This is a genomic window from Cobetia sp. AM6 (assembly GCF_009617955.1).
Taxonomy (GTDB): Bacteria; Pseudomonadota; Gammaproteobacteria; order Pseudomonadales; family Halomonadaceae; genus Cobetia; species Cobetia amphilecti.
On record NZ_AP021868.1, the window covers coordinates 1,028,823 to 1,051,172 of the forward strand.

At 63.7% G+C, this 22,350-nt stretch carries 20 protein-coding genes; 16 read left to right on the forward strand and 4 right to left on the reverse strand.

The genetic code is table 11. From position 1 onward, the window contains the following. Window positions 1-505 precede the first annotated feature (505 nt). From CLAM6_RS04405 to CLAM6_RS04455, 11 genes are all read left to right on the forward strand, one after another. Window positions 506-1,954 (forward strand): glyceraldehyde-3-phosphate dehydrogenase, encoded by a 1,449-nt coding sequence (locus tag CLAM6_RS04405; protein ID WP_043331922.1) that lies wholly within the window; start codon window positions 506-508, stop codon window positions 1,952-1,954. 341 nt (window positions 1,955-2,295) lie between these two features. Next, entirely contained in the window at window positions 2,296-3,645 is a 1,350-nt protein-coding gene (locus CLAM6_RS04410) for a Na(+)-translocating NADH-quinone reductase subunit A (RefSeq protein WP_054555019.1), read from the forward strand. Continuing rightward, window positions 3,645-4,877 carry an NADH:ubiquinone reductase (Na(+)-transporting) subunit B gene (locus tag CLAM6_RS04415; protein ID WP_043331920.1) on the forward strand — a complete coding sequence of 411 codons (1,233 nt, stop codon included), beginning with the start codon at window positions 3,645-3,647 and terminating at the stop codon, window positions 4,875-4,877. The genes CLAM6_RS04410 and CLAM6_RS04415 overlap by 1 nt, the downstream gene beginning before the upstream one ends. Before the next feature lies 1 nt (window position 4,878). Next, window positions 4,879-5,661, forward strand: coding sequence for a Na(+)-translocating NADH-quinone reductase subunit C (locus CLAM6_RS04420; RefSeq protein ID WP_153635247.1), 783 nt, complete (start codon window positions 4,879-4,881; stop codon window positions 5,659-5,661). Window positions 5,662-5,663: 2 nt separating this feature from the next. Beyond that, window positions 5,664-6,332: an NADH:ubiquinone reductase (Na(+)-transporting) subunit D gene (locus CLAM6_RS04425; protein WP_043331917.1), complete on the forward strand. Its 669-nt coding sequence runs from the start codon at window positions 5,664-5,666 to the stop codon at window positions 6,330-6,332. 1 nt (window position 6,333) lies between these two features. Beyond that, entirely contained in the window at window positions 6,334-6,954 is a 621-nt protein-coding gene (gene nqrE, locus CLAM6_RS04430) for an NADH:ubiquinone reductase (Na(+)-transporting) subunit E (protein ID WP_043331916.1), read from the forward strand. A 25-nt stretch (window positions 6,955-6,979) separates the two neighbouring features. Then, entirely contained in the window at window positions 6,980-8,212 is a 1,233-nt protein-coding gene (gene nqrF, locus CLAM6_RS04435; RefSeq protein ID WP_043331915.1) for an NADH:ubiquinone reductase (Na(+)-transporting) subunit F, read from the forward strand. A 3-nt stretch (window positions 8,213-8,215) separates the two neighbouring features. After that, entirely contained in the window at window positions 8,216-9,289 is a 1,074-nt protein-coding gene (locus tag CLAM6_RS04440; RefSeq protein WP_242007744.1) for an FAD:protein FMN transferase, read from the forward strand. Window positions 9,290-9,507: 218 nt separating this feature from the next. Next, window positions 9,508-9,759, forward strand: a complete 252-nt coding sequence (gene nqrM, locus CLAM6_RS04445; protein ID WP_043331913.1) for a (Na+)-NQR maturation NqrM — start codon at window positions 9,508-9,510, stop codon at window positions 9,757-9,759. Between the two features lie 132 nt (window positions 9,760-9,891). Next, window positions 9,892-11,283, forward strand: coding sequence for a Si-specific NAD(P)(+) transhydrogenase (sthA, locus tag CLAM6_RS04450; RefSeq protein ID WP_043331912.1), 1,392 nt, complete (start codon window positions 9,892-9,894; stop codon window positions 11,281-11,283). Between the two features lie 138 nt (window positions 11,284-11,421). Then, a complete protein-coding gene (locus CLAM6_RS04455; RefSeq protein ID WP_153635248.1) occupies window positions 11,422-11,754 on the forward strand; it encodes a YrhK family protein in 333 nt (110 codons plus the stop codon). Between the two features lie 57 nt (window positions 11,755-11,811). Here the strand turns inward: CLAM6_RS04455 and CLAM6_RS04460 are convergent, their stop codons facing one another. The 3 genes from CLAM6_RS04460 to CLAM6_RS04470 form a co-directional block, all read right to left on the reverse strand. Then, window positions 11,812-12,681: a DNA replication terminus site-binding protein gene (locus CLAM6_RS04460; RefSeq protein ID WP_043331911.1), complete on the reverse strand. Its 870-nt coding sequence runs from the start codon at window positions 12,679-12,681 to the stop codon at window positions 11,812-11,814. Window positions 12,682-12,972: 291 nt separating this feature from the next. Continuing rightward, window positions 12,973-13,893 carry a carbon-nitrogen hydrolase gene (locus CLAM6_RS04465; RefSeq protein WP_054555016.1) on the reverse strand — a complete coding sequence of 307 codons (921 nt, stop codon included), beginning with the start codon at window positions 13,891-13,893 and terminating at the stop codon, window positions 12,973-12,975. Then, window positions 13,893-14,954, reverse strand: coding sequence for an agmatine deiminase family protein (locus CLAM6_RS04470; RefSeq protein ID WP_153635249.1), 1,062 nt, complete (start codon window positions 14,952-14,954; stop codon window positions 13,893-13,895). The genes CLAM6_RS04465 and CLAM6_RS04470 overlap by 1 nt, the downstream gene beginning before the upstream one ends. A gap of 253 nt (window positions 14,955-15,207) precedes the next feature. Between CLAM6_RS04470 and CLAM6_RS04475 the strand changes: the two genes are divergently transcribed. Together CLAM6_RS04475 and CLAM6_RS04480 are read left to right on the forward strand one after the other, a co-directional pair. Next, window positions 15,208-16,452, forward strand: coding sequence for a lipoprotein-releasing ABC transporter permease subunit (locus CLAM6_RS04475; RefSeq protein WP_043332064.1), 1,245 nt, complete (start codon window positions 15,208-15,210; stop codon window positions 16,450-16,452). 52 nt (window positions 16,453-16,504) lie between these two features. Then, window positions 16,505-17,227 carry an ABC transporter ATP-binding protein gene (locus CLAM6_RS04480; protein ID WP_153635250.1) on the forward strand — a complete coding sequence of 241 codons (723 nt, stop codon included), beginning with the start codon at window positions 16,505-16,507 and terminating at the stop codon, window positions 17,225-17,227. A 96-nt stretch (window positions 17,228-17,323) separates the two neighbouring features. Here CLAM6_RS04480 and CLAM6_RS04485 read toward each other — a convergent pair whose 3' ends face one another. Continuing rightward, entirely contained in the window at window positions 17,324-17,905 is a 582-nt protein-coding gene (locus CLAM6_RS04485) for a DUF2062 domain-containing protein (RefSeq protein WP_153635251.1), read from the reverse strand. A gap of 201 nt (window positions 17,906-18,106) precedes the next feature. Between CLAM6_RS04485 and CLAM6_RS04490 the strand changes: the two genes are divergently transcribed. The 3 genes from CLAM6_RS04490 to CLAM6_RS04500 all read left to right on the forward strand — a co-directional run bounded on the left by CLAM6_RS04490 (window position 18,107) and on the right by CLAM6_RS04500 (window position 22,328). Continuing rightward, window positions 18,107-21,019: a ComEC/Rec2 family competence protein gene (locus tag CLAM6_RS04490; RefSeq protein WP_172978621.1), complete on the forward strand. Its 2,913-nt coding sequence runs from the start codon at window positions 18,107-18,109 to the stop codon at window positions 21,017-21,019. A gap of 107 nt (window positions 21,020-21,126) precedes the next feature. Continuing rightward, window positions 21,127-21,906 (forward strand): MotA/TolQ/ExbB proton channel family protein, encoded by a 780-nt coding sequence (locus CLAM6_RS04495; RefSeq protein ID WP_082388116.1) that lies wholly within the window; start codon window positions 21,127-21,129, stop codon window positions 21,904-21,906. Continuing rightward, complete coding sequence (locus CLAM6_RS04500) at window positions 21,903-22,328, forward strand: ExbD/TolR family protein (RefSeq protein ID WP_153635253.1); 426 nt, start codon at window positions 21,903-21,905, stop codon at window positions 22,326-22,328. The genes CLAM6_RS04495 and CLAM6_RS04500 overlap by 4 nt, the downstream gene beginning before the upstream one ends. Window positions 22,329-22,350 lie beyond the last annotated feature (22 nt).

Here is a 22,350-nt window from a genome sequence, read left to right on the forward strand (position 1 = left end):
AGGTGCTGGGTCAGTCGCTCACGATGAGCGGCCCACGCATGCAGATGACGCTGAGCGACTCATGGGCGCAAGGCAGTCTCTCGGGTGCACGGCACATTGGTGAGCGCGCGGCACATTCAATAGCGCGCAGAATACTCATGAGCGCGACAAGGCAGACGCGATGCCTTGGCTTGCCAGGCGCGCTTCAACGCAAGCTGTCGCAGCGCAAGGGGCTGCAACGTCAGTCGCCGCCATGAAAGGAGTCGCGCTTGATCATAGCAAGTCAGTCGCTATATGGGGGCAAGTGATGTGCTTTTCAGCACCGTGGACACAGATGGCCGAGCGCGGGATGGGGGAAACGCTTTTGTAGTCAAATCGTTGATTCTGTAGCACTACTACCCTGCGTGCGACCATCCTTTCATTGTGGTGCATAGCCGCGTTACGCATACTCAGCTGGCCTTGTCCGGCGTCGCCAAGCGCTCGGTGACGACCATCATTATTTGCCCGCACGTGAGAGGATGCACCCGTGAGCCAAGAGAATCTCGAAGCCTGTTTCAAGCAGTGGCAGGACAATGAAGCCCTCGCGGAGCAGATGATCCCGCTGTTGGGAGATCTCTACCGCCGCTTCAACGTCGTGCCCTCCATCTACGGGCGTTCGCTGATCAATCGCTCGATGGTGCGCATCCTCAAGAACCACCGTTGGGTGCGCAAGGCCGAAGGCGTCGAGCTGTCAGTGGAAGATACCTTCCCGCTGGTGCGCGCGATGATCGAGCTCAACCTGGGCCCGGCCCACGTCGATATCGGCAAGCTGGCGGTCGCCTTCAAGCGCTCTGACGAGACGGACATCACCGCCTTCCTCAAGCGTGAGCTGGCCGACATCGTCGGTGGCTACGTCGAAGGCGGCATGGGCGGCGACCCGAAGGATGTCGTCCTGTATGGCTTCGGGCGTATCGGTCGCCTGTTGGCGCGCATCATGATCGAGAAAGCTGGCGGCGGTAACCTGCTGCGTCTGCGCGCCATCGTGGTGCGTGGCAGCAAGGATGACCTGGAAAAGCGGGCCAGCCTGCTGCGTCGCGACTCGGTGCACGGTCCCTTCGAGGGCAGCATCACCGTCGATGAAGAAAACTCGGCGCTGATCGTCAACGGCAACTACATCAAGATCATCTACGCCAATTCGCCCACCGAGATCGATTACACCGCGCACGGCATCGACAACGCCATCGTGGTCGACAACACCGGCAAGTGGCGTGACGAAGCGGGCCTGGGTCAGCACCTGGAGTGCAAGGGCGTGGCCAAGGTGCTGCTGACGGCACCGGGCAAGGGCGATCTCAAGAACATCGTCTACGGCGTCAACCACACCGACATCAGTGACGATGACCGCATCATCTCCGCGGCCTCCTGTACCACCAATGCCATCGTGCCGGTGCTGAAGGTGCTGCACGACGAGTACGGTGTCAGCCAGGGTCACGTCGAGACAGTGCACTCCTATACCAACGACCAGAACCTGATCGACAACTTCCACAGTGGTGACCGTCGTGGCCGTGCCGCGGCCCTCAACATGGTGTTGACCGAGACCGGTGCCGCCAAGGCCGTCGCCAAGGCACTGCCGGAGCTTTCCGGCAAGCTGACCGGCAACGCGATCCGCGTGCCGACGCCCAATGTCTCGATGGCAATCCTCAACCTGACCCTGAACACCGCAAGCGACGCTGAGCGCATGAACGACTTCCTGCGCACCGCCTCGCTGCATTCCTCGCTGCAGAAGCAGATCGACTACGTCGATTCCTGTGAAGTGGTGTCCTCGGACTTCGTCGGCAACCGCCATTCCGGCATCGTCGATGGCCAGGCGACCATCGTCACCGACAAGCAGGCCGTCGTGTACGTGTGGTACGACAACGAGTTCGGTTACAGCTGTCAGGTGGTGCGTATTCTGCAGCACATGTCCAACGTGCGTTTCAGCTACTTCCCTACGCGCTGAGTCAATGCGCCGCGTCTGTGGCGTGACTTGCGAAAAATTGAAATAAATACCTGCTGTTACAACGCCCCCGCCCTCAATGATGGCGGGGGCGTTGGCGTTTTCGGCGTGTGCACCACTTTAGTGTCGTATGGTCTTTCCGGCCTCGCATCTTTATAATGAGCCGGATTTTTTTGGGCCGGTCCAATCTCTGGGCTACACCTCCAACCGTCTGATAAGAAAAGCATTCACATTGCCTGATACGCGAAAATCGCGAGGTTGCCTGGTCAATTATCGGCCTCGAGGCGTATCTACGATGGGTGATCTTTCCTGAACAACATCAGATCCGACAATTGGGCGAGTCTATGATCGAAGTCAAACGTGGCCTGGATCTCCCCATCGCCGGGGCGCCGGAGCAGCGTATCGAGGATGCGCAGCCCGTTCGTCGCGTAGCGATCCTGGGTGTTGACTACGTCGGCATGAAGCCGACGATGGAAGTCCGCGAAGGGGACAAGGTGAAGCAGGGGCAACTCCTGTTCACCGACAAGAAGACCCCGGGCGTCCGTTACACCGCGCCTGCTGCCGGTACTGTGGTCGAGATCAATCGTGGCGAGAAGCGCAAGCTTCTGTCCGTGGTCATCGAGATCGACGCGCAGGGCGAAGCTGTGGAATTTACTGCACATGGCGATGCCGCCATTGCAGGTCTCGAACGTCAGGTCGTGGTCGACCAGCTGGTCGAGTCCGGCCTGTGGACGGCGCTGCGTACCCGCCCGTTCTCGCGCGTGCCGGCGCTGGATGCCAAGCCGGCAGCCATCTTCGTCACCGCCATCGATACCCACCCACTGTCCGCGGATCCGGCCGTGGTGCTCAAGGGTCAGGAAGCCGCTTTCCGTCAGGGTCTCGTCGCACTGACGCGTCTGACCGAAGGCAAGGTGTTCCTGTGCCAGGCACCGGGTGCTGATATCCCGGGTGGCGACGTCTCCGGTGTGGTCAGCGAGTCCTTCAAGGGCCCGCACCCGGCGGGTCTGCCGGGCACGCACATCCATCACCTCGCACCGGTCAGCCTGCAGCGTCAGGTCTGGCATGTCGGTTATCAGGATGTGGTCGCCATCGGTACGCTGCTGGCGGAAGGTCGCCTGGATACCACGCGCGTCATCGCCGTCGGTGGCCCGCGTGCCACCAAGCCGCGTCTGCTGCGCACCCGTCTGGGCGCCAGCACCGAAGAGCTGCTCAAGGGCGAAGTCGAGCAGCCGGAAGACACGCGTGTCATCTCCGGTTCGGTGTTCTCCGGCCTGACCTGTGAAGGGGCGCTGCGTTTCGTCAGCCGCTACCACAATCAGGTGAGCCTGCTCGAGGAAGGCAACAAGCGTGCCTTCATGGGCTGGCTGTCGATGGGCGCCAAGCGTCACTCGGTGCTGGGTATCTACCTGTCGAAGCTGACCGGTCTGACCGACTACCGCCCGAACACCTCCACCAACGGCTCCGAGCGTGCCATGGTGCCGGTGGGCGCGTACGAGGCGGTCATGCCGCTGGACATTCTGCCGACGCAGCTGCTGCGTTCGCTGATCGTGGGTGATATCGAGACCGGCATGCAGCTTGGCTGCCTGGAGCTTGATGAAGAGGACCTCGCGCTGTGCACCTACGTGTGCCCGGGCAAGTACGAGTACGGTCCCATCCTGCGTGACAACCTCACCACGATCGAGAAAGAGGTCTGATGATGGGCATTCGACAGACTCTGGATAACCTGGAGCCGCACTTCCACAAAGGTGGCAAGTACGAGAAGTTCTACGCGCTCTACGAAGCCGTGGACACCATTTTCTATGCGCCGGCGAGCGTCACGCGCAGCACCACTCACGTGCGTGATGGCATCGACCTGAAGCGCATCATGATCACGGTCTGGATGTGTACCTTCCCGGCCATGTTCTTCGGCATGTACAACGCCGGTCTGCAGGCCAACGAGGCCATCGCTGGCGGTTACAGCGCACTGGGCGGCTGGCGTGAAGCCATCGTCATGCTGCTGGCGGGTAGCCACGATGCCGGCAGCGTGTGGGCCAACTTCATCCTGGGGGCCACCTACTTCCTGCCCATCTATCTGGTGACCTTCGCGGTCGGCGGGTTCTGGGAAGTGCTGTTCGCGATGCGTCGCGGCCACGAGGTCAACGAAGGCTTCTTCGTCACCTCGGTGCTGTTCGCCCTGACACTGCCGGCGACCATTCCGCTGTGGCAGGTCGCGCTCGGTATCACCTTCGGTGTGGTGATCGGCAAGGAAGTCTTCGGCGGTACCGGCAAGAACTTCCTCAACCCGGCACTGTCCGGCCGTGCCTTCCTGTACTTCGCCTACCCGGCCAGCATTTCCGGCGACGCGGTATGGGTACCGGCAGACGGCTTCACCGGTGCGACCGCGCTCTCCACTGCCGCGCAGGATGGCATGGGTGCCCTGATGCAGCAGATGAGCTGGACCGATGCCTTCCTCGGCTTCATTCCGGGCTCGGTGGGTGAGGTCTCCACACTGGCGATCTTCCTCGGTGCCGCAGTGCTGCTGTGGACGCGTATCGCCTCGTGGCGAATCATGCTGGGCGTCCTGCTGGGCATGATCGCGACCTCGGCGCTGTTCAATGCCATCGGCAGCGACACCAATGCCATGTTCGAGATGCCGTGGTACTGGCACATGGTCATCGGCGGCTTCGCCTTCGGCATGGTCTTCATGGCCACCGATCCGGTCTCCGCGTCCATGACCAACAAGGGCAAGCTGGTATTCGGTGCACTGATCGGCGTGATGACCGTGCTGATCCGTGTCGCCAACCCGGCCTTCCCGGAGGGCATCATGCTGGCGATCCTGTTCGCCAACCTGTTCGCTCCGCTGATCGACCACTTCGTCGTGCAGGCCAACATCAAGCGCCGCGTCAAGCGCGAGACTGCCGGCATCGCGAACGAGGAGACCGTCTGACATGGCCAGCAACAACTCCATCAAGAAAACCCTCGGCGTCGCGCTCGGGCTGTGCATCGTCTGCTCGGTGGTCGTTTCCACCGCGGCGGTCGTGCTGCGTCCGATGCAGCTGACCAATGCCGAGCTGGACCGCAAGAGCAACATCCTCGCGGTCGCCGAGCTGCTGCAACCGGGTGAGGACATCGGTCAGCAGTTCCGTGACAAGGTCACCGCCAAGGTGGTGGACCTGGATTCCGGTGAATACGTCGATGACATCGACCCGGAGAAGTACGACCAGGCCAAGATGTCCAAGGACCCGGCCACCTCACGCACCCTGTCTGGCGACGAAGACCTGCCGGGCATCAAGCGTCGTGAGCAGTACTCCGTGGTCTACCTGGTCGGCGATGTCGAGCAGCCGGACGAGATCATCGTCCCGGTGCGCGGCAACGGCCTGTGGTCAATGATGTACGGCTATCTGGCACTGAAGGGTGACGGCAACACCGTGGTCGGTCTCTCCTTCTACCAGCAGGGCGAAACTCCGGGGCTTGGCGGCGAAGTCGACAACCCGAAGTGGAAGGCCCAGTGGGATGGCAAGAAGATCTATCCCGAAGGCAGCATGGACCCGGAAGTGCACCTGAAGAAGGGCGGCGTGAATCCGTCTTCTCCGGATGCCAAGTACCAGGTCGATGCGCTGTCAGGGGCTACCCTGACCAGCAACGGCGTGACCAACCTGTTGCAGTTCTGGATGGGTGAGAATGGCTTCGCCAAGTACCTGACCCAGTTCCGTGACGTCAAAGGAGCGTAATGATGGCAGCCGAAACTCCTAAAGGTGTCCTGACGACGCCGATCTTCAAGAACAACCCCATCGCGCTGCAGATCCTCGGTATCTGCTCCGCGCTGGCGGTGACCAACTCGATGAACACCGCCCTGATCATGGGTATCGCGGTGTGCCTGGTGACAGCGTTCTCCAGCATGTTCATCTCGTTGATCCGCAATCACATCCCGTCGTCCATCCGCATCATCGTGCAGATGACGATCATTGCCTCGCTGGTCATCGTGGTCGACCAGTCGCTGAAGGCCTTCGCCTTCGAGACGTCCAAGCAGCTGTCGGTCTTCGTCGGTCTGATCATCACCAACTGCATCGTGATGGGTCGCGCTGAAGCCTACGCCATGCAGAATGGCCCGACGATGAGCTTCATCGACGGTATCGGCAACGGTCTCGGCTACACCGTGATCCTGCTGGTGGTCGGCTTCGTGCGTGAGCTGTTCGGTTCCGGCTCCCTGTTCGGCGTGACCATCCTGCAGACCGTCAACGACGGTGGCTGGTACATCCCGAACGGCCTGATGCTGCTGCCGCCGTCCGCGTTCTTCGTCATCGGTCTGTTCATCTGGGTGCTGCGCAGCATCTACCCGGAGCAGGTCGAGAAGGCGGAGTACAAGATTACCGCCAACACCAAGATCAAGGAGGCTGTGTAACATGTTCGAACACTATCTGAGCCTGTTCATCAAGGCCGTGTTCGTCGAGAACATGGCACTGGCCTTCTTCCTGGGCATGTGTACCTTCCTGGCGGTGTCCAAGAAGATCCAGTCCGCGATCGGTCTGGGCGTGGCCGTCATCGTCGTGCTGGCGGTGACCGTCCCGGTCAACAACCTGATCCTGAACTACCTGCTGCGTGAAGGCGCGCTGACCTGGACGGGTCTGGAAGGGGCGGAGAGCATCGACCTGTCCTTCCTGGGCTACCTGTCCTACATCGGCGTCATCGCGGCGATCGTCCAGATCCTCGAGATGTTCCTCGACAAGTTCGTGCCGGCGCTCTACAACGCGCTGGGCGTGTTCCTGCCGCTGATCACGGTCAACTGCGCCATCCTCGGTGCGGCCCTGTTCATGGTGCAGCGTGACTACACCTTCGGTGAGTCCGTCATCTATGGCGTGGGTGCCGGTTTCGGTTGGGCACTGGCCATCGCTGCACTGGCCGGTATCCGCGAGAAGCTCAAGTACTCTGACGTGCCGGCTGGCCTGCAGGGTCTGGGCATCACCTTCATCACCGTTGGCCTGATGTCGCTGGGCTTCATGTCCTTCTCCGGCGTCCAGCTGTAACGCAACCGAGCATAAGGAAATCGAAATGGTAGATACCTCCATCATCGTGCTCGGCGTCGTCATGTTCACCGTGGTCGTTATCGGCCTGGTGCTCGTGATTCTCGCGGCACGCAGCAAGCTGGTCTCGAGTGGTGACGTCCAGATCGAGATCAACAACGACCCCGCCAACACCCTGACGACCCAGGCCGGCGGCAAGCTGCTGCAGACCCTGGCCGCCAACGGCATCTTCCTGTCCTCCGCCTGTGGTGGCGGTGGCTCCTGTGCCCAGTGCAAGTGCCGGATCTCGGAAGGCGGCGGTTCCATCCTGCCGACCGAAGAATCCCACTTCACCATGGGTGAGAAGAAAGAAGGCTGGCGCCTGTCGTGCCAGGTCCCGGTCAAGCAGGACATGAAGATCGAAGTGCCGGAAGAGATCTTCGGCGTGAAGAAGTGGGAAACCACCGTCACCGCCAACCCGAACGTCGCGACCTTCATCAAGGAGCTGAACCTGCAGCTGCCGGAAGGCGAGGAAGTCAACTTCCGCGCCGGTGGTTACGTGCAGCTGGAAGCGCCGGCCTACGACATCAAGTTCTCCGATTTCGACATCGAAGAAGAGTATCGTGGTGACTGGGAGAAGTTCGGTCTGTTCAACGTTCAGCACAAGAACGAAGAGCCGGTCATCCGTGCTTACTCCATGGCGAACTATCCAGAAGAGTACGGCATCCTGAAGTTCAACATCCGTATCGCCACTCCGCCGCCGAATTCCCAGCATCCGCCGGGTCTGATGTCCACCTACGTCTTCTCGCTGAAGCCGGGTGACAAGGTGACCGTGATGGGGCCGTTCGGTGAGTTCTTCGCCAAGGACACCGACGCCGAGATGGTCTTCATCGGTGGTGGTGCCGGCATGGCGCCGATGCGCAGCCATATCTTCGATCAGCTCAAGCGTCTGAATTCCAAGCGCAAGATGTCGTTCTGGTACGGTGCGCGCTCCATGCGCGAGTCGTTCTACAACGAGGAATACGACAAGCTGGCCGAAGAGAACGAGAACTTCGAATGGCACCTGGCGCTGTCCGATCCGCAGCCTGAGGACAACTGGGAAGGCCCGACGGGCTTCATCCACAACGTCCTGTACGAAAACTACCTCAAGGACCACCCGGCACCTGAGGATTGCGAGTACTACATGTGCGGGCCGCCCATGATGAACGCCGCCGTCGTCAAGATGCTCACCGACATGGGTGTAGAGCCGGAGAACATCCTGCTCGATGACTTCGGTGGTTGATCGATGATGTCACGCGTCGCAAGACGACTGGCAGGGCCGGCCCTCATGGGGCTGGCCCTGCTGGTTGCAGGCTGTGAAAATTCCAGCAACCCTGAGTTGCATCGCTTCGCCGGCCCCATCTTCGGCACCGGGTTCCATGTCACGGTGGCTGCGGACCTGGACGCCGATGAGGTGACGTCGCTCAAGCAGGCGAGTCTCGAGGCGCTCGACAAGGTCGACTGGCAGATGTCGACCTACAAGGACGCCTCGGAGCTCTCGAAGCTGAATCAGGCGCCGCTGGATACGCCGATCACGCTGTCGGATGGCCTGGCGCAGGTGCTGGCCGAGTCGCAGGATATCGGCAAGCGCTCCGACGGGGCCTTCGATATCACCGTCGGTCCGGCCGTCAATCTGTGGGGCTTCGGCCCGGATGAGCGTCTCGACAAGGCGCCGAGCGATGAACAGATCGCGCAGGCGCTCGAGAAGGTCGATCATCTGGCGCTGGAGCTCGATGGCAATACGGTGATCAAGCGCAAGCCGGTGTATGCCGACCTGTCGGGGATCGCCAAGGGCTATGGGGTGGACAGAGTCGCCGATGTGCTCGAGGCCAATGGCATCGAGAACTATCTGGTCGAAGTCGGTGGCGAGATCCGCGTCAAGGGTGAGAAGCCCGGCCACAAGCCGTGGCGGATCGCCATCGAAGCGCCGAAGTCCTTCGAGCGCTCGGTGCAGCGGATCATCGATCCCGGCAATGCCGCGGTTGCCACCTCCGGTGATTACCGCAACTATTTCGAGCAGGACGGCGTACGTTACTCGCACACGATCGATCCACGTACCGGTCGACCGATCCAGCACAGTCTGGCCTCGGTCACCGTGATCACGCCGGATTGCGCGAGTGCGGACGCCTGGGCCACGGCACTCAACGTGCTGGGCGCCGAGAAGGCAATGACGATCGCAATTCGCGAGAACATTGCCGCCTATTTCATTGTCAAAACGGATGATGGCTTCAAGCAGTCCTGGAGTCCGGCATTTGCGCCCTACCTGAAGGACGCGCCGGCGACAGGCGATACGAAGCCCGCAGATGAAGCCGGCGCCTGAGCTCGGTCTATCGAGAGCCGGTCTGCCGAGAGGCAGCCGGCCGGGCTCTCTCATCTGCCATCTGTCGAGACACACCTCCGACAGGGTCGGGTGCTCAGATTGCATGGCATCTTCTGGATGCTGTCCTGAAGGATCCACAGGATCGACAGGGGGCAAGCTGCGCTGGAGCCGACCCGCGCGAGAGGTTCACAATGGGGCCATGCCCCGGGAGGAATGACATGACGATCTGGTTACTGGTGTTCGCCGCGATGTTGCTGCTGATTGGCGTGATGGCCGTCGGCGTCCTGATGGGCCGCAAGCCGATCGCCGGCTCCTGCGGTGGTCTCAACAACCTTGGGCTCAAGGATGGCTGTGACATCTGTGGCGGCAAGGACGAGGAGTGCGAGAAGGAGCAGGATCGCCAGCGTCTGATGGCAGAGAGTGGCGGCAAGCCGGCCAGCGATCTGGCCTACGACGCCGCACGTCGCTGATTTCTGCTCTGATGGCTCAGAGCCCGCCGGCCGCAAGGCCTGCTACCGGCCCTGACATGGCAGTGTCACCGCGAGGTGAGACCGTACGTGTCAGGGCCGGTCTACGAACAATCAAGGAGCAAAGCGAGTCTCATGGCAGTCTATAACTACGATGTCGTCGTGATCGGTACCGGTCCGGCAGGGGAAAGCGCGGCAGTCAACGCGGCCAAGCATGGCAAGCGTGTCGCCGTGATCGAGGCTCAGTCTTCCGTGGGCGGCAACTGCACCCACAAGGGCACCATCCCTTCCAAGGCGCTGCGCCACGCGGTCAAGCAGATCATCGAGTTCAACACCAATCGCATGTTCCGCGATATCGGCGAGCCGCGCTGGTTCTCCTTCCCCAAGGTGCTGGAGCGTTCACGCCGCACCATCGAGCAGCAGGTCGAGATGCGTACGCGCTTCTACGCCCGCAATCGCATCGATGTGTTCTTCGGTACCGCGCGCTTCAAGGACGAGCACACCGTCGTGGTGCGCGATGCCCATGAAGGGGTCGAGGAGCTGCACGCGGAGAAGGTCGTGATCGCCACCGGCTCGCGTCCCTACCGCCCGGCGGACGTCAACTTCCGCCACCCGCGCATCTACTGCTCCGATACCATCCTGGGGCTGTCACACACGCCGCGCACGCTGATCATCTACGGCGCCGGTGTCATCGGCTCCGAGTACGCCTCGATCTTCTCCGGCCTTGGCGTCAAGGTCGACCTGATCGATACGCGTGATCGTCTGCTGTCCTTCCTGGATAACGAGATTTCCGACGCGCTGTCCTACCACCTGCGCAACAACGGCGTGCTGGTGCGTCACAACGAGGAATACGATCGCATCGAGGGCGACGAGTCCGGCGTGGTCGTGCACCTCAAGTCCGGCAAGAAGCTGCGTGCTGACGCCTTCCTGTGGGCCAACGGTCGTACCGGCAACACCGACAGCCTTGGTCTCGAGAATGTCGGCCTGCAGGCCAACGGCCGCGGTCAGCTGACCGTCGATGATCAGTACCGCACCGAGCTGGACCACGTGTATGCGGTGGGCGATGTGATCGGCTGGCCGAGCCTGGCATCCGCGGCTTACGATCAGGGCCGCTTCGCCTCGGCCAACCTGCTGGGGGAAGAGTTCAAGTTCGTCAATGAGGTGCCGACCGGTATCTACACCATCCCCGAGATCAGCTCGGTGGGGCGTGGCGAGTCCGAACTGACCGAGGCGCGCATCCCCTACGAAGTGGGGCAAGCGTTCTTCAAGGACACCGCCCGCGCCCAGATCACCGGCGATACCGTCGGCATGCTCAAGATCCTGTTCCATCGCGATACGCTGGAAATTCTCGGCATCCACTGCTTCGGTGACCAGGCGTCCGAGATCGTACACATCGGTCAGGCCATCATGCAGCAGAAGGGTGAGGCGAATACGCTCAAGTACTTCGTCAACACCACCTTCAACTACCCGACCATGGCGGAAGCCTACCGGGTCGCGGCCATGAATGGACTCAACCGTCTGTTCTGAGCGGCGTGGGTCTCGCGCCCACTGACTTGCCCGCTGACTTGGAGCCACACCACAAGGCCCCGACATCATTGATGTCGGGGCCTTGTGGTGTGGCTCCCAACTGGGAAACCTTGTTGATGAGCCTTGAGGAAATCACGCATGCAGGATGATTTGCAGCAACACGACACTCGCCAGTCGGGCACGCAGTCACGCGAGCCACTGCAGGATGATCCGACCTCGGACCTCACGCTACGCCTCGGCCATGAGGAACTGATCATCCATCGCCGTTATGAGCTGGCCAGCATCATCAATGAGCTGGTGCTGGGGCTGCTGTTCACGATCGGCAGCGTGTGCTTCTTCTGGGAAGAGTGGATGACACTGGGAATCTGGCTGTTCGTGATCGGCTCGCTGCAGCTGACGCTCAAGCCGGTGATTCGCCTGGCGCGCCGCATGCACCTCAAGCGGATGCCCGAATCGGCGCTGGACCTCTAGCGGGCGTCTTCACGGCCTGACTGGCTCACCGGCTCTCTGGCTCTCTGGCTCTAGGGATCAGCGATAGCGATGCACGCGCAGACTCTTGAGGAAGGGCGTGTCCTCGATGCGCACGTCGCCGCGGCGGGCGCGGGTGCGTTCGGTGGGCGGCGTCGGGCTTGGCTGGTTGAGAGCGGGCAGGCGCAGGTCATCATGCGGCAGGAACAGCGGCAGAGAGACGTTCAGCGCGCGGCGCGTGCGTAGCTCACCGTCTTCGCGCATCACCGGCTCACGGTAGAACAGGTTGGCGCGCATCAGCGGTGCCTGGGGCTGGATGCGGGCCAGAATCTCATCCGATGGCAAGCCAGCGAGCAGCTTGAGCTGCAGGCGTACGTGCTCGGCCTCGGTATCCAGCTTCATCAGCAAGGCTTCACACTCCGCCACGCTGACGCGCTGGATCGAGCGCCCGGAGCTGTACCAGGCGAAGCGCACTCGCGCCACCGGTGCCTCTGCCACCGGTACCCGGCGCCAGCATTGTTTCAGGTGCAAACGGGCAAGGCCATCGCCCCTCAGGTGCTGATTCAGCCCCGGATGGCGGAAGGGCAGAATCGCCTTCAGCTCGGCCAGTTGGTCGGGATACTTCTCGCGCAGCTCGGCGAAGAGCTCCGCCAGCTGCTCCTTGGCGGCGTTGAGCGCCGCGACGCGCTCGATCACCGTCGGGCCTGCGGCGACAACGCCCAGATAGGGGCGGGTGACTCGGCCGTCCTGGCCATCCTGATACCACACGTCCTGCAACGCCTGGCTGAGCCATTCGCTATCGGCACTGACGCCATCCAGTCGCCAGAGTGGCGAATTCTCTTCTCTGACCGCGGTGATGACCTGATCGGCGGCACTGATCTGCGTATCGAAGGCCGCTTCTATTCTGGCCATCAACTGGTATTCGGGCATGCTCTGCGTCCTGATTGCAGCAAGGGAGGCGTGATTTTTTATCGCGTTATCTTGTTTAGCCTAGCGTGACCGGGATGGCAAGTCAGACCATGGCGGCATGCGCGGGCAGAAGAAGGGCTCCGAGAGACTGAATCACCCGGGATGGAGTGACGGGAGAGGCCGGCTGCGCCGGCGCCGACAGACCGAAACAGAAGAGGGCGCCACGCTGGGCGCCCTCCTGTCTCTGCGGGGGTCTGTGTGATCTCGATAGGGTGCTGTTGTCAGGCCGGCACCTGCAAAAGCCCGCTGGGCTCAGCGGTCGCGATAGCGCTCGGTGAGATCACCATAGGCATCGATGCGACGATCGCGCAGGTAAGGCCAGATGCGGCGCACGTCTTCGCCGCGCGCCAGGTCCACCTCGACCAGTAGCTCCTCGGGCTCGGTACCGCCATGCGCCAGCAGCTCGCCCTGAGGGCCGCAGATGAAGCTGCCGCCCCAGAACTGGATGCCTTCGCTGGCAGGCGTCGGGTCCGCTTCATGACCGACCCGGTTGGCGACGATCACCGGCACGCCATTGGCGACGCCGTGGCTGCGCTGGATCAGGGTCCAGGCATCCTTCTGGCGCGTCTGCTCGGCTTCATCGTCACGCGGGTCCCAGCCGATGGCGGTGGGGTAGAGCAGCATCTCGGCACCGGCCAGCGCCATCAGGCGTGCGCCTTCGGGATACCATTGGTCCCAGCAGACCTGCACGCCCAGACGGCCGACCGAGGTGTCGATGGGCTCGAAGCCGCGGCGTGGGGACTGTGCGCTGGGTGCATCGCCTGGCGTGAAGTAGAACTTCTCGTAGAAGCCGGGATCATCCGGAATGTGCATCTTGCGGAAGGTGCCGACCAGGCCAGCGGCCTTGTCGAGCACCACGGCGGTATTGTGATACACCCCAGCGGCGCGACGCTCGAAGATGGAGCCGACGATCACCAGGCCGAGTTCGGCGGCCAGACCGGCCAGACGCTGGGTGGTCGGACCTTCGAGGGGCTCGGCGAGATCGAAGATCTCGGTGTCTTCGGTCTGGCAGAAGTAGTGGCTGGCATGCAGCTCCTGCAGCATCACCAGCTCAGCGCCATCGGCGGCAAGGCGACGAATGGCGGCTTCGCTGGCCGCCAGGCTTGTGTCCTTGTCGGGCCAGCCCTGTTGCTGGACGACACCGACCTTGAGTGTACGGCGGGAAGCAGTCATCACAGTGCTCCTTGAGAGGTGTTCGAGGTGGCCAGCGTGCCCTTGGGCAGTTGCATGGTCATGCAGTGCAGGCTGCCATGCTGGCGAATCACGGCGCGGCAATCGACCGGAAGGATGTCACGCTTGGGGAAGGCGCTGGCGAGGGCCTTGAGGGCGATCATGTCGTGACGATCGGCGTAGGTCGGCACCAGCACGGCCCCGTTGATGATCAGGAAGTTGGCGTAGGTCGCCGGCAGGCGATGGCTGTCGTCCGGATCGAAGCAGGCATCCGGCCACGGCAGCGGCACCAGGAAGTACGGGTCGCCGTTGGCGTCGCGCAGGGCTTCAAGCTCGGCTTCCATCGCCTTGAGCGCCGGGTAATGCGGGTCGTCGCGATCATCGCAGCGGACATAGGCGATGGTGCGCGGGTCGCAGAAGCGCGCCAGGGTGTCGACATGGCTGTCAGTGTCATCGCCTTCCAGATGACCATTGGCGAGCCACAGCACGCGTTTGACTCCGAAATCGGCCTTGAGTTGCGCCTCGACCTGGGCGCGGCTCAGGCCGGCATTGCGGTTGTCGTTGAGCAGGCAGGCCTCGGTGGTCAGCAGGGTGCCCTGGCCGTCGCTCTCGATGCCGCCGCCTTCCAGAATGAAGTCGCGGCTTTCCACCGGGCTTGCGTAAGCCCCCTGCGCGGCGAGGGCGCGGGTCAGGGCGTTGTCGCGGGCGGCCTCGAACTTGCCGCCCCAGCCGGTGAAGGTGTAGTCGAGCAGTACCGGCTGGCCATCACGTTCGATGGTGATGGGGCCATGGTCGCGCGTCCAGGTGTCATCCAGCGGCGCCACGAAAAGATGCAGACGCTCGGCGGGCAAGCCGAAACCGGCGAAGCGTGCGGCAAGGCGCTCGCGGGTGGCGTCATCGCTGACGCTGATCAGCACGTGCTGATAGCGGCTGATGGCGATCACCATGGCCTCGCAGGTGGCTTCGATGCTCTCGAGCATCTCGCTCCAGTCACTGTGCGGGCTGGGCCAGCTGAGCTGGATGGCGTCCTGCGGGTGCCATTCGGCGAGCAGACGGGTGGCCATGGGCATCTCCCTGATGAAGAGGTAACGATAAAGGCGCAAGCCGCAATGCCGCGGACTCGGCGCGCGATGATAGCAGAGCCATGCGCCGACGCTAGCCCTGTGGTGCCTGACGTGCACATGTCTCGCCATGCTGGCGGTTCATGTTGGCCACAGACGAAGGCTGGCAAACTGCGTTCGAATATGGCTCCATGCGCCGAGCCTGCGGAATGCGTATCATGGCCCGCGACCCTGACCCAAGGAATCGACTTCGATGCTGCTGGATCGCCTACCCTTTCTGATCGGCCTGCGCTATACCCGCGCCAAGCGCCGTAACCATTTCATTTCCTTCATTTCCTTGACCTCGATGCTGGGGCTGTCGCTGGGCGTCGCCGTGCTGATTCTGGTGCTGTCGGTGATGAACGGCTTCGACCACGAGCTGCGCACCCGCGTGCTGGGCATGGTGCCGCATGTGCGCGTCGAGGCGCGTGACAGCGTCACCGACTGGGAGACGCTGGCCGGCAAGCTGCGCGAGAAGCCGCATGTCGTCGGTGCGGCGCCCTATATCGAGCAGCAGGGCATGTTCACCACCAACGGCCGCAACAAGGGTGCGTTGGTCACCGGCATCGATCCGTCCGCGGAGGACCAGGTCTCGATCATCAGCGAGCACATGGTGCAGGGCAGCCTGGCGGATCTCACGCCCGGCAGCTGGGGCATCGTGATGGGCGAGCTGCTGGCGCGCAACCTGGGCGTCGGCGTGGGGGATCGCGTCACGCTATTGGTGCCCGAGGCCTCCATCACGCCCGGGGGCATCTTCCCGCGCCTCAAGCGCTTCACGGTGACTGGTATCTTCAAGGTCGGCGCGGACGTCGATGCCAGCCTTGCCTACACTGATATCTCGGACATGGCCAAGCTGGCGCGCTTTAAGGAAGGTGACGTCCAGGGGGTGCGCCTGAAGCTCGATGACCTGTTCAGCGCCGATCAGGTCACCCGCGACATCGTCAGTCAGCTGGGGCCGCAGTATCGCGGCATGGACTGGAAGCGCACCCACGGCAACCTGTTCGCCGCCATCCAGATGGAGAAGAACATGATCGGCCTGCTGCTGATGGTGATCGTCGCCGTCGCGGCCTTCAACATCGTCTCGACGCTGGTGATGATGGTGACGGACAAGCACGCCGACATCGCCATCCTGCGTACCCTCGGGGCCAGGCCCGGTTCCATCATGGGCATCTTCATCGTGCAGGGGCTGACCATCGGCGTGATGGGCATCATCATCGGCGCCATCGCCGGTGTGGCGCTGGCGCTGAGTGTCTCCGACATCATCGCCTGGGTGCAGTCGACCTTCGGTATCCAGTTCCTGGACCCCAACGTCTACTTCATCAGCTATCTGCCGTCGCGCCTCGAGATGAGCGACATGGGCATCATCATCGGTTCCGCGCTGGTGCTGAGCTTCCTGTCGACGCTGTATCCGGCCTGGCGCGCCTCGCGCATCCAGCCGGCGGAGGTGCTGCGCTATGAGTAATCCGTCGACACCGTCTGATGCATCCATCCGTTCTGCTGCTGGAGACACCGCCATGCCGACGCCGGCTTCTGACACTCACGCGCCGGGTCAGCCCCACGGCAAGCCGATGCTGATCTGTGAGCGCCTGAGTCGCAGTTACGATGAGGGCCCGCAAGAGGTGCAGGTGCTCGACGAGCTGGAGCTGCGCGTGCATGCCGGTGAACGAGTCGCCGTCGTCGGCAGCTCCGGCTCCGGCAAGACCACGCTGCTCAACCTGCTCGGCGGGCTGGACCACCCCAGCCAGGGCATCGTGAAGGTGGCCGGCCAGCGCCTGTCCGAACTCAGCGAGTCGGCACTGGGCAGCTTCCGCAATCAGCACATCGGCTTCGTGTATCAGTTCCACCATCTGCTGGCGGAATTCAGTGCCGAAGAGAACGTGGCGATGCCGTTGATCATCCGTGGCCACAAGCGCGCCGAGGCTGCCGTCAAGGCGCGCAAGCTGCTGGAGCGGGTCGGCATGGCGCCGCGCGCCGATCACAAGCCGGGCGAGCTGTCCGGGGGCGAGCGTCAGCGCGTCGCCATCGCGCGTGCGCTGGTGACCGACCCGAGCCTGGTGCTGATGGATGAGCCGACCGGCAACCTGGATCAGACCACGGCGGCGCGCATTCTCGAGCTGATGGATGACATCGCGCGCGAAGCGCAGGCAGCCTTCATCATCGTGACCCACGACAACGGTCTGGCCGCGCACCAGCACCGTGTGCTGCGTCTGGACGGTGGCAAGCTGCACGAGGACTGAGTCGAGCCGCTGACTGATTCACGCCATGCCTGAAAGCCAAACGCCCCGCCATCGAGAGATGGCGGGGCGTTTTTCATGCGTGTCTGTCGGCAGCGTTCAGAGCTTGTCGGTGTCCTGCTCAGCGGTCTGGCGTGACGACTGCTCCTTGCTGCAACGTCTGGCGGCCAGGCGCGCCTTGCGGCGGCTGCGCCAGTTGCGCACCACCTGATAGCGCCACAAGAGGCGGACCAGCATGTTGGCCAGCAGCGCGAGGACGACGGCGCTGACCAGCGAACCCAGCGCCAGAGCGGGCAGGATGTCTTCCAGCTGGTTGGCGAACCAGGCCGCGGAGACCTGGTCCGGCATCACGCGTGCGGGCGTGTCCAGCATCCAGGCACCTACGCGGTAAGTGGCGTAGTAGACCACCGGCATGGTCAGCGGGTTGGTCACCCACACCAGGCCCACCGACAGCGCGAGGTTGCAGCGCAGTGCCCAGGCACCGAAGGCGGCCACCACCATCTGGAAGGGAATCGGCAGCAGCGCACAGAACAGCCCCACCATGCAGGCATTGGCCACAGTGCGTCGCGACAACGCCCACAGTGCGGGATCGGCGATCAGGTGATGCATGAAGCGCAGCGACTTCTTGCGCTTGAGGGCATCCGGTTCCGGCATGAGCCGCTTGAGTAGACGACGAGGCATGACTTGGCCATTTGGCATTCAACGCCGGCCATTATCCATACATGGCTACAGGACTGCCATGCTGACTGCGCAGTTGTCCGGTTCGTGATCTGCAACCCGCGTGTCTCGATTCGGCACTGAGTACAGCAAAGCCCGCGCCATGCCTGACGGGCTGCGCCATGGGTGACCTTGCAAGAGGCCAGCAACATGTCAGGCGCCACCGTGAATAAATCGTCCCATCCCGCTCGATTCTGGCTGTCACCGGCCTCGCTGGCCCAGCTGCTGGCGGGACTGGTGGCGGGAATCTGGCTGTCACGCCAGGGCGAGTGGGGCGCGGATTGGCAGTCACGCTCATCGGCAGGGCTCGGCGCGCAAGAGAGTGGGGCGCATGGCTGGGCCGCCTTCATGACGCTGAGCGACAACCTGCTGCTGGCCGCCTTGCTGCTCTGCTGGCTGATGGTGGCAGGGGTCTTGGCCGCCAATCCCTCTCGTGCTTTCCCGCACTCTGCTCCCGACGCTGAGTCACGCCGCTTTCGGCTCGGGGCCTTGAGTCTGCGGCTCTCGACAGCGCTGGGGGTCGGGCTGGTGATCGGCCTTCATCAGCAGCCGCTCGTGATGGCGGAGGCGTTGACGCGCCAGGAGCTGTGGCTGGAAGGCCGGGTCGAGCAGGTCAACCGCGCACTGCCGACGCCTGATGACTCGGTGCGCCTGGTGCTGCGTGTCTCGCGCTGTGATCTCTTCCAGCCGACGGAGGTCCCCGGCGCGGATGCCGGGCGTCAGGCCGCCTGTCAGCGGCTGCTGGATCAGCGGGTCCAGCTTCGGCGTTACTGGCCGCGCAAGCTGCCCCGCGATGTTGCGACACGCGAGGCGCTGGCGACTCCCTGGCAGGCCGGTGAGCGTTGGCGCATGGTCGTGCGTCTGGTACCGCCTCATGGTGTCAGCAACCCTGCCTTCGGGCGCTCAGCGAGCCCCGCGGAGTTTGACCGTGTCGCCTGGCTATGGCGTGAAGGTATCGTCGCCACGGGTTACGTGCGCCAACTGTCCCTTGCGCAGCGCTTGGCGCCACCCGGCGGGCTGGCAGCACTGCGTCTTCATGCCGAGCAGGCTCTGTGGCAGCGCTGTGGCGAGGGCGAGGGCGAGGATAAAGGTGGAGGCGAGGCACTGGTCGATTGGCCGGGTTCGCCCTGTCGCTGGCTGGCGGCATTGACGCTGGGCAAGGTCTCGGCACTGACCCATGACGACTGGGACACGCTGAACGCCACCGGGCTGACGCATCTGGCGGTGGTGTCGGGGCTGCATGTCGGATTGATGGCAAGCCTGGTGCTGGGGCTGAGTTTCGGCGTGCTGCGTCTCTGGCGACCGGGCGGATGGCGATTCAGCGTCGCGCCCTGGTGGCTTGCCTGTCTGGCGGCCTGGAGTTTCGCCTTGCTGGCAGGCCTGGCGCCGCCGGCATTGCGCGCCGCCTTGATGGTGACGGTCGGGCTTTGGATGGCGAGTGGCCGCAGCGGCCTGGGTGTCTGGCAGGTCTGGATGCTGGCGCTGATTCTGGTGCTGGGGCTGGACCCGCTGGCGCTGTGGCGCCCGGGTACCTGGCTATCATTCATCGCCGTGGCGGTGTTGCTGCTGGCCTGGCAGGGCCGCTCGCGTCCGCGAGGAATGCGCGGCTGGTGTCTGGCCACGTTGCGCAGCCAGTGGTTGCTGACACTGGTCATGGGTGCGGCCCTGCTGCTTTCGCGCGGCCAGCTGTCCTGGCTGTCGCTGCCGATGAATCTGGTGATGGCTCCCTTGGTGACGTTATTGATCGTGCCGCTTGGCATGCTGGGCTGGGGGCTGGCGGGACTCGAGCAGCTGTTGCTGTCCACGGGGCTCGTCCCGTCACGGCTCACGGGCATGCTCGCTGACGGTGTGTTCAGTGGCGGTCTATGGCAGCTGCTGGCACAGGGCATGGCGCAGACGATGGATTCCTTGTCTTCGCTTGCGTCGACGCAGGGGCGCTGGCCGCAGTCGCCAATGGCGGCGGGGCTGTCGGACGCCACTCCCTCGGCCTTGATCCTGACGCTCGCGCTGATGGCCCTGCTGGGTGCCTGGCTGGCGGAGGGGGTGCCGGGCCTCGATGGCCGTCTGAAGCGTCTGTGTGGCAGCGTGGCACTCTGCTGGGGGCTGTCACTGGCGGCGCTGGCCTTGCCGTGGTCACCGGCGGCGCTGGCCACCGTCGGACGGGACGCCGGCACGCGCGCGACGGAGGCCGCCTCGTTCTCGCCCCGGGCGCCCGCGCTCAGTCTGACGGTGCACGATGTCGGGCAGGGGCTGGCGCTGTCGCTGCACAGTCATCTGGCGTCGAGCGCGAGTGACTCGACAGGCGCGTCACGGCAGGTGCCGAGGCACTGGCGTTACGACCTGGGGGCGGCGTCGCGCAATGCCAGCGCCCGCTTGCCGGGAGCAATGCCCGTGGCGGGAGAGCCTATCGGCGTGATCATGAGTCACGGGGATGGCGATCACGCCGGTGGACTGCAGGCGCTGTCTGCCGAGGAGATCGCCGCCCTGTGGGTGCCGGCCGGGCAGCGGGCGCGGCTGGAGCATCAGGTAAGCTGGCTCGATGAGGTGGCGATGCGGGAGTGTGTCGCCGGGCGCAGCATCACCCTCGGTGAGCTGCAGGGCCACCCCGTGCGCCTTGAGATGCTGTGGCCGCCAGCAGGGTTGAAGACCCGACGTGACAACGCGCACTCCTGTGTGGTCTTGATAGCACATGGCGCGCGCCCGCTGGCGTTGCTGGCCGGCGATATCGGCCAGCAGCAGGAGCGCGAGTTGCAGGCGACGCTGCGCCAGCGCCTGGCCGGGCGCGGCTTGCCGTTGCTGGTGGTCGCACATCACGGCAGCCGCTCCAGCAGTGGTGATGCCTGGCTCGAGAGCCTGGCGGCGCGTCACGCGATTGTCAGCGCCGGTCGCTACAATCCGCATGGTCATCCGCATCCGGACGTGGTGGAGCGTCTGGCGCGTCATGTCGAGTGTCTCTGGCATGTCGGGCTGGATGGTGCCTTGCACTGGGAGTGGTCGCCGCAGGGGGAGCGGCTGCAACCAGCGCGCAGGGCTGGCGGTATCGGAGTGAGGTGCCTTGGGGTAAAATCCGCTGAATGATCAGATGCATGGCGGATTCATACGGCCTGCGCGACAGGGATGGCGCGTGACATCTGACACGACAACAATGGTGCCCGCAGAGGCATCGAGACCAAGGGAGAGGTCACATGCTGGAAGCCTTGTACGCAGGGGGAGTCTTGATGCTCCCCATCCTCGGATGTTCCGTCGTGGCACTGGCCATCATCCTCGAGCGCCTGTGGACGCTGCGTCGTCGACGCATCGCGCCGAAGGGTCTGGGACAGCAGGTGTGTGAACTGATCAGCCAGGGACAGGTCAATGTCTACTGGCTGGAGAGTCATTCGCCGCTGGGCAACGTGCTGGCGGCGGGGCTGCGCAATGCGCGCCTGGGCAATGAGCAGGTACGCGCGCGCATGCAGGAATCGGCCGTGGCCGTCATCCATGACATGGAGCGCTTCCTGAGTCCGCTGGGCACCATCGCCGCCATCACGCCGCTTTTGGGGCTGCTGGGCACGGTGGTCGGCATGATCGACGTCTTCGCCGTGATCGTCGATGCGGGCAGCGCCGAGCGAGCCCAGGAGCTGGCCGGCGGGATTTCCCAGGCGCTGGTGACGACGGCGTCCGGCTTGACGGTGGCGATTCCGGCACTGATGTTCCATCGCTATTTCCAGCGCTGTGTCGAGGACATCACCGTCAACATGGAGGAGCAGGCAGGGCAGGTGGTGGAATATATCTCGCACCATCAGGGCGAGCTCGGGCTGGCCGAGAGCCATGACGGCATCGACCGTCGCCCGGGCCAGCGCCCCGGCCAGGTGCCGGAGCCCCATGAGCGCCTGCCGGAAGACCTGCCGGCCTACATGCGTCGTGACGCCGATGACCCCTATGGTGGCGATGATGGCAAGGGGGCAGGTGCCGGGAGGCCGTCATGAGGTTTCCGCGTCGCCAGCGTGAGTCGGTGGAGGTCAATCTCACCCCGCTGATCGACGTGGTGTTTCTGCTGCTGATCTTCTTCATGGTCTCGACGACCTTCGATAGCCGTCGAGCGCTGGACCTCATCCTGCCGCAGTCCAGTCAGGCCAGCGCGGTAGAGCAGGCGCCCTTGATCCTGAGCATCGGGGCGGCAGGTGATTTTACGCTCGGCGAGGCAAGCCTCGGCGAGGATGAACTGGGAGCGCAGCTTGCGCAGTACAAGGACCAGGCAGATCGCTTCGGGTTGATCCTCGAAGCCGATGGCCGCACGCCCCACGCCAAGGTGGTCACGGCGCTGGACGCCGCCGCTGAAGTGGGTATCACCCGTGTGCGCATCAGTACGCGTATCGGGACGGAATCATCATCACCGGATGCCCCATGAGGGCGCCGCCCAAGTCTATGGA

Excerpts from the sequence above, each read along its gene's own strand:
- CLAM6_RS04410 (WP_054555019.1), top strand. The coding sequence starts at position 2,296 with ATGATCGAAGTCAAACGTGGCCTGGATCTCCCCATCGCCGGGGCGCCG.
- CLAM6_RS04415 (WP_043331920.1), top strand. The coding sequence starts at position 3,645 with ATGATGGGCATTCGACAGACTCTGGATAACCTGGAGCCGCACTTCCAC.
- CLAM6_RS04420 (WP_153635247.1), top strand. The coding sequence starts at position 4,879 with ATGGCCAGCAACAACTCCATCAAGAAAACCCTCGGCGTCGCGCTCGGG.
- CLAM6_RS04425 (WP_043331917.1), top strand. The coding sequence starts at position 5,664 with ATGGCAGCCGAAACTCCTAAAGGTGTCCTGACGACGCCGATCTTCAAG.
- nqrE (WP_043331916.1), top strand. The coding sequence starts at position 6,334 with ATGTTCGAACACTATCTGAGCCTGTTCATCAAGGCCGTGTTCGTCGAG.
- nqrF (WP_043331915.1), top strand. The coding sequence starts at position 6,980 with ATGGTAGATACCTCCATCATCGTGCTCGGCGTCGTCATGTTCACCGTG.
- CLAM6_RS04440 (WP_242007744.1), top strand. The coding sequence starts at position 8,216 with ATGATGTCACGCGTCGCAAGACGACTGGCAGGGCCGGCCCTCATGGGG.
- nqrM (WP_043331913.1), top strand. The coding sequence starts at position 9,508 with ATGACGATCTGGTTACTGGTGTTCGCCGCGATGTTGCTGCTGATTGGC.
- sthA (WP_043331912.1), top strand. The coding sequence starts at position 9,892 with ATGGCAGTCTATAACTACGATGTCGTCGTGATCGGTACCGGTCCGGCA.
- CLAM6_RS04455 (WP_153635248.1), top strand. The coding sequence starts at position 11,422 with ATGCAGGATGATTTGCAGCAACACGACACTCGCCAGTCGGGCACGCAG.
- CLAM6_RS04460 (WP_043331911.1), bottom strand. The coding sequence starts at position 12,681 with ATGCCCGAATACCAGTTGATGGCCAGAATAGAAGCGGCCTTCGATACG.
- CLAM6_RS04465 (WP_054555016.1), bottom strand. The coding sequence starts at position 13,893 with ATGACTGCTTCCCGCCGTACACTCAAGGTCGGTGTCGTCCAGCAACAG.
- CLAM6_RS04470 (WP_153635249.1), bottom strand. The coding sequence starts at position 14,954 with ATGGCCACCCGTCTGCTCGCCGAATGGCACCCGCAGGACGCCATCCAG.
- CLAM6_RS04480 (WP_153635250.1), top strand. The coding sequence starts at position 16,505 with ATGCCGACGCCGGCTTCTGACACTCACGCGCCGGGTCAGCCCCACGGC.
- CLAM6_RS04485 (WP_153635251.1), bottom strand. The coding sequence starts at position 17,905 with ATGCCTCGTCGTCTACTCAAGCGGCTCATGCCGGAACCGGATGCCCTC.
- CLAM6_RS04495 (WP_082388116.1), top strand. The coding sequence starts at position 21,127 with ATGCTGGAAGCCTTGTACGCAGGGGGAGTCTTGATGCTCCCCATCCTC.
- CLAM6_RS04500 (WP_153635253.1), top strand. The coding sequence starts at position 21,903 with ATGAGGTTTCCGCGTCGCCAGCGTGAGTCGGTGGAGGTCAATCTCACC.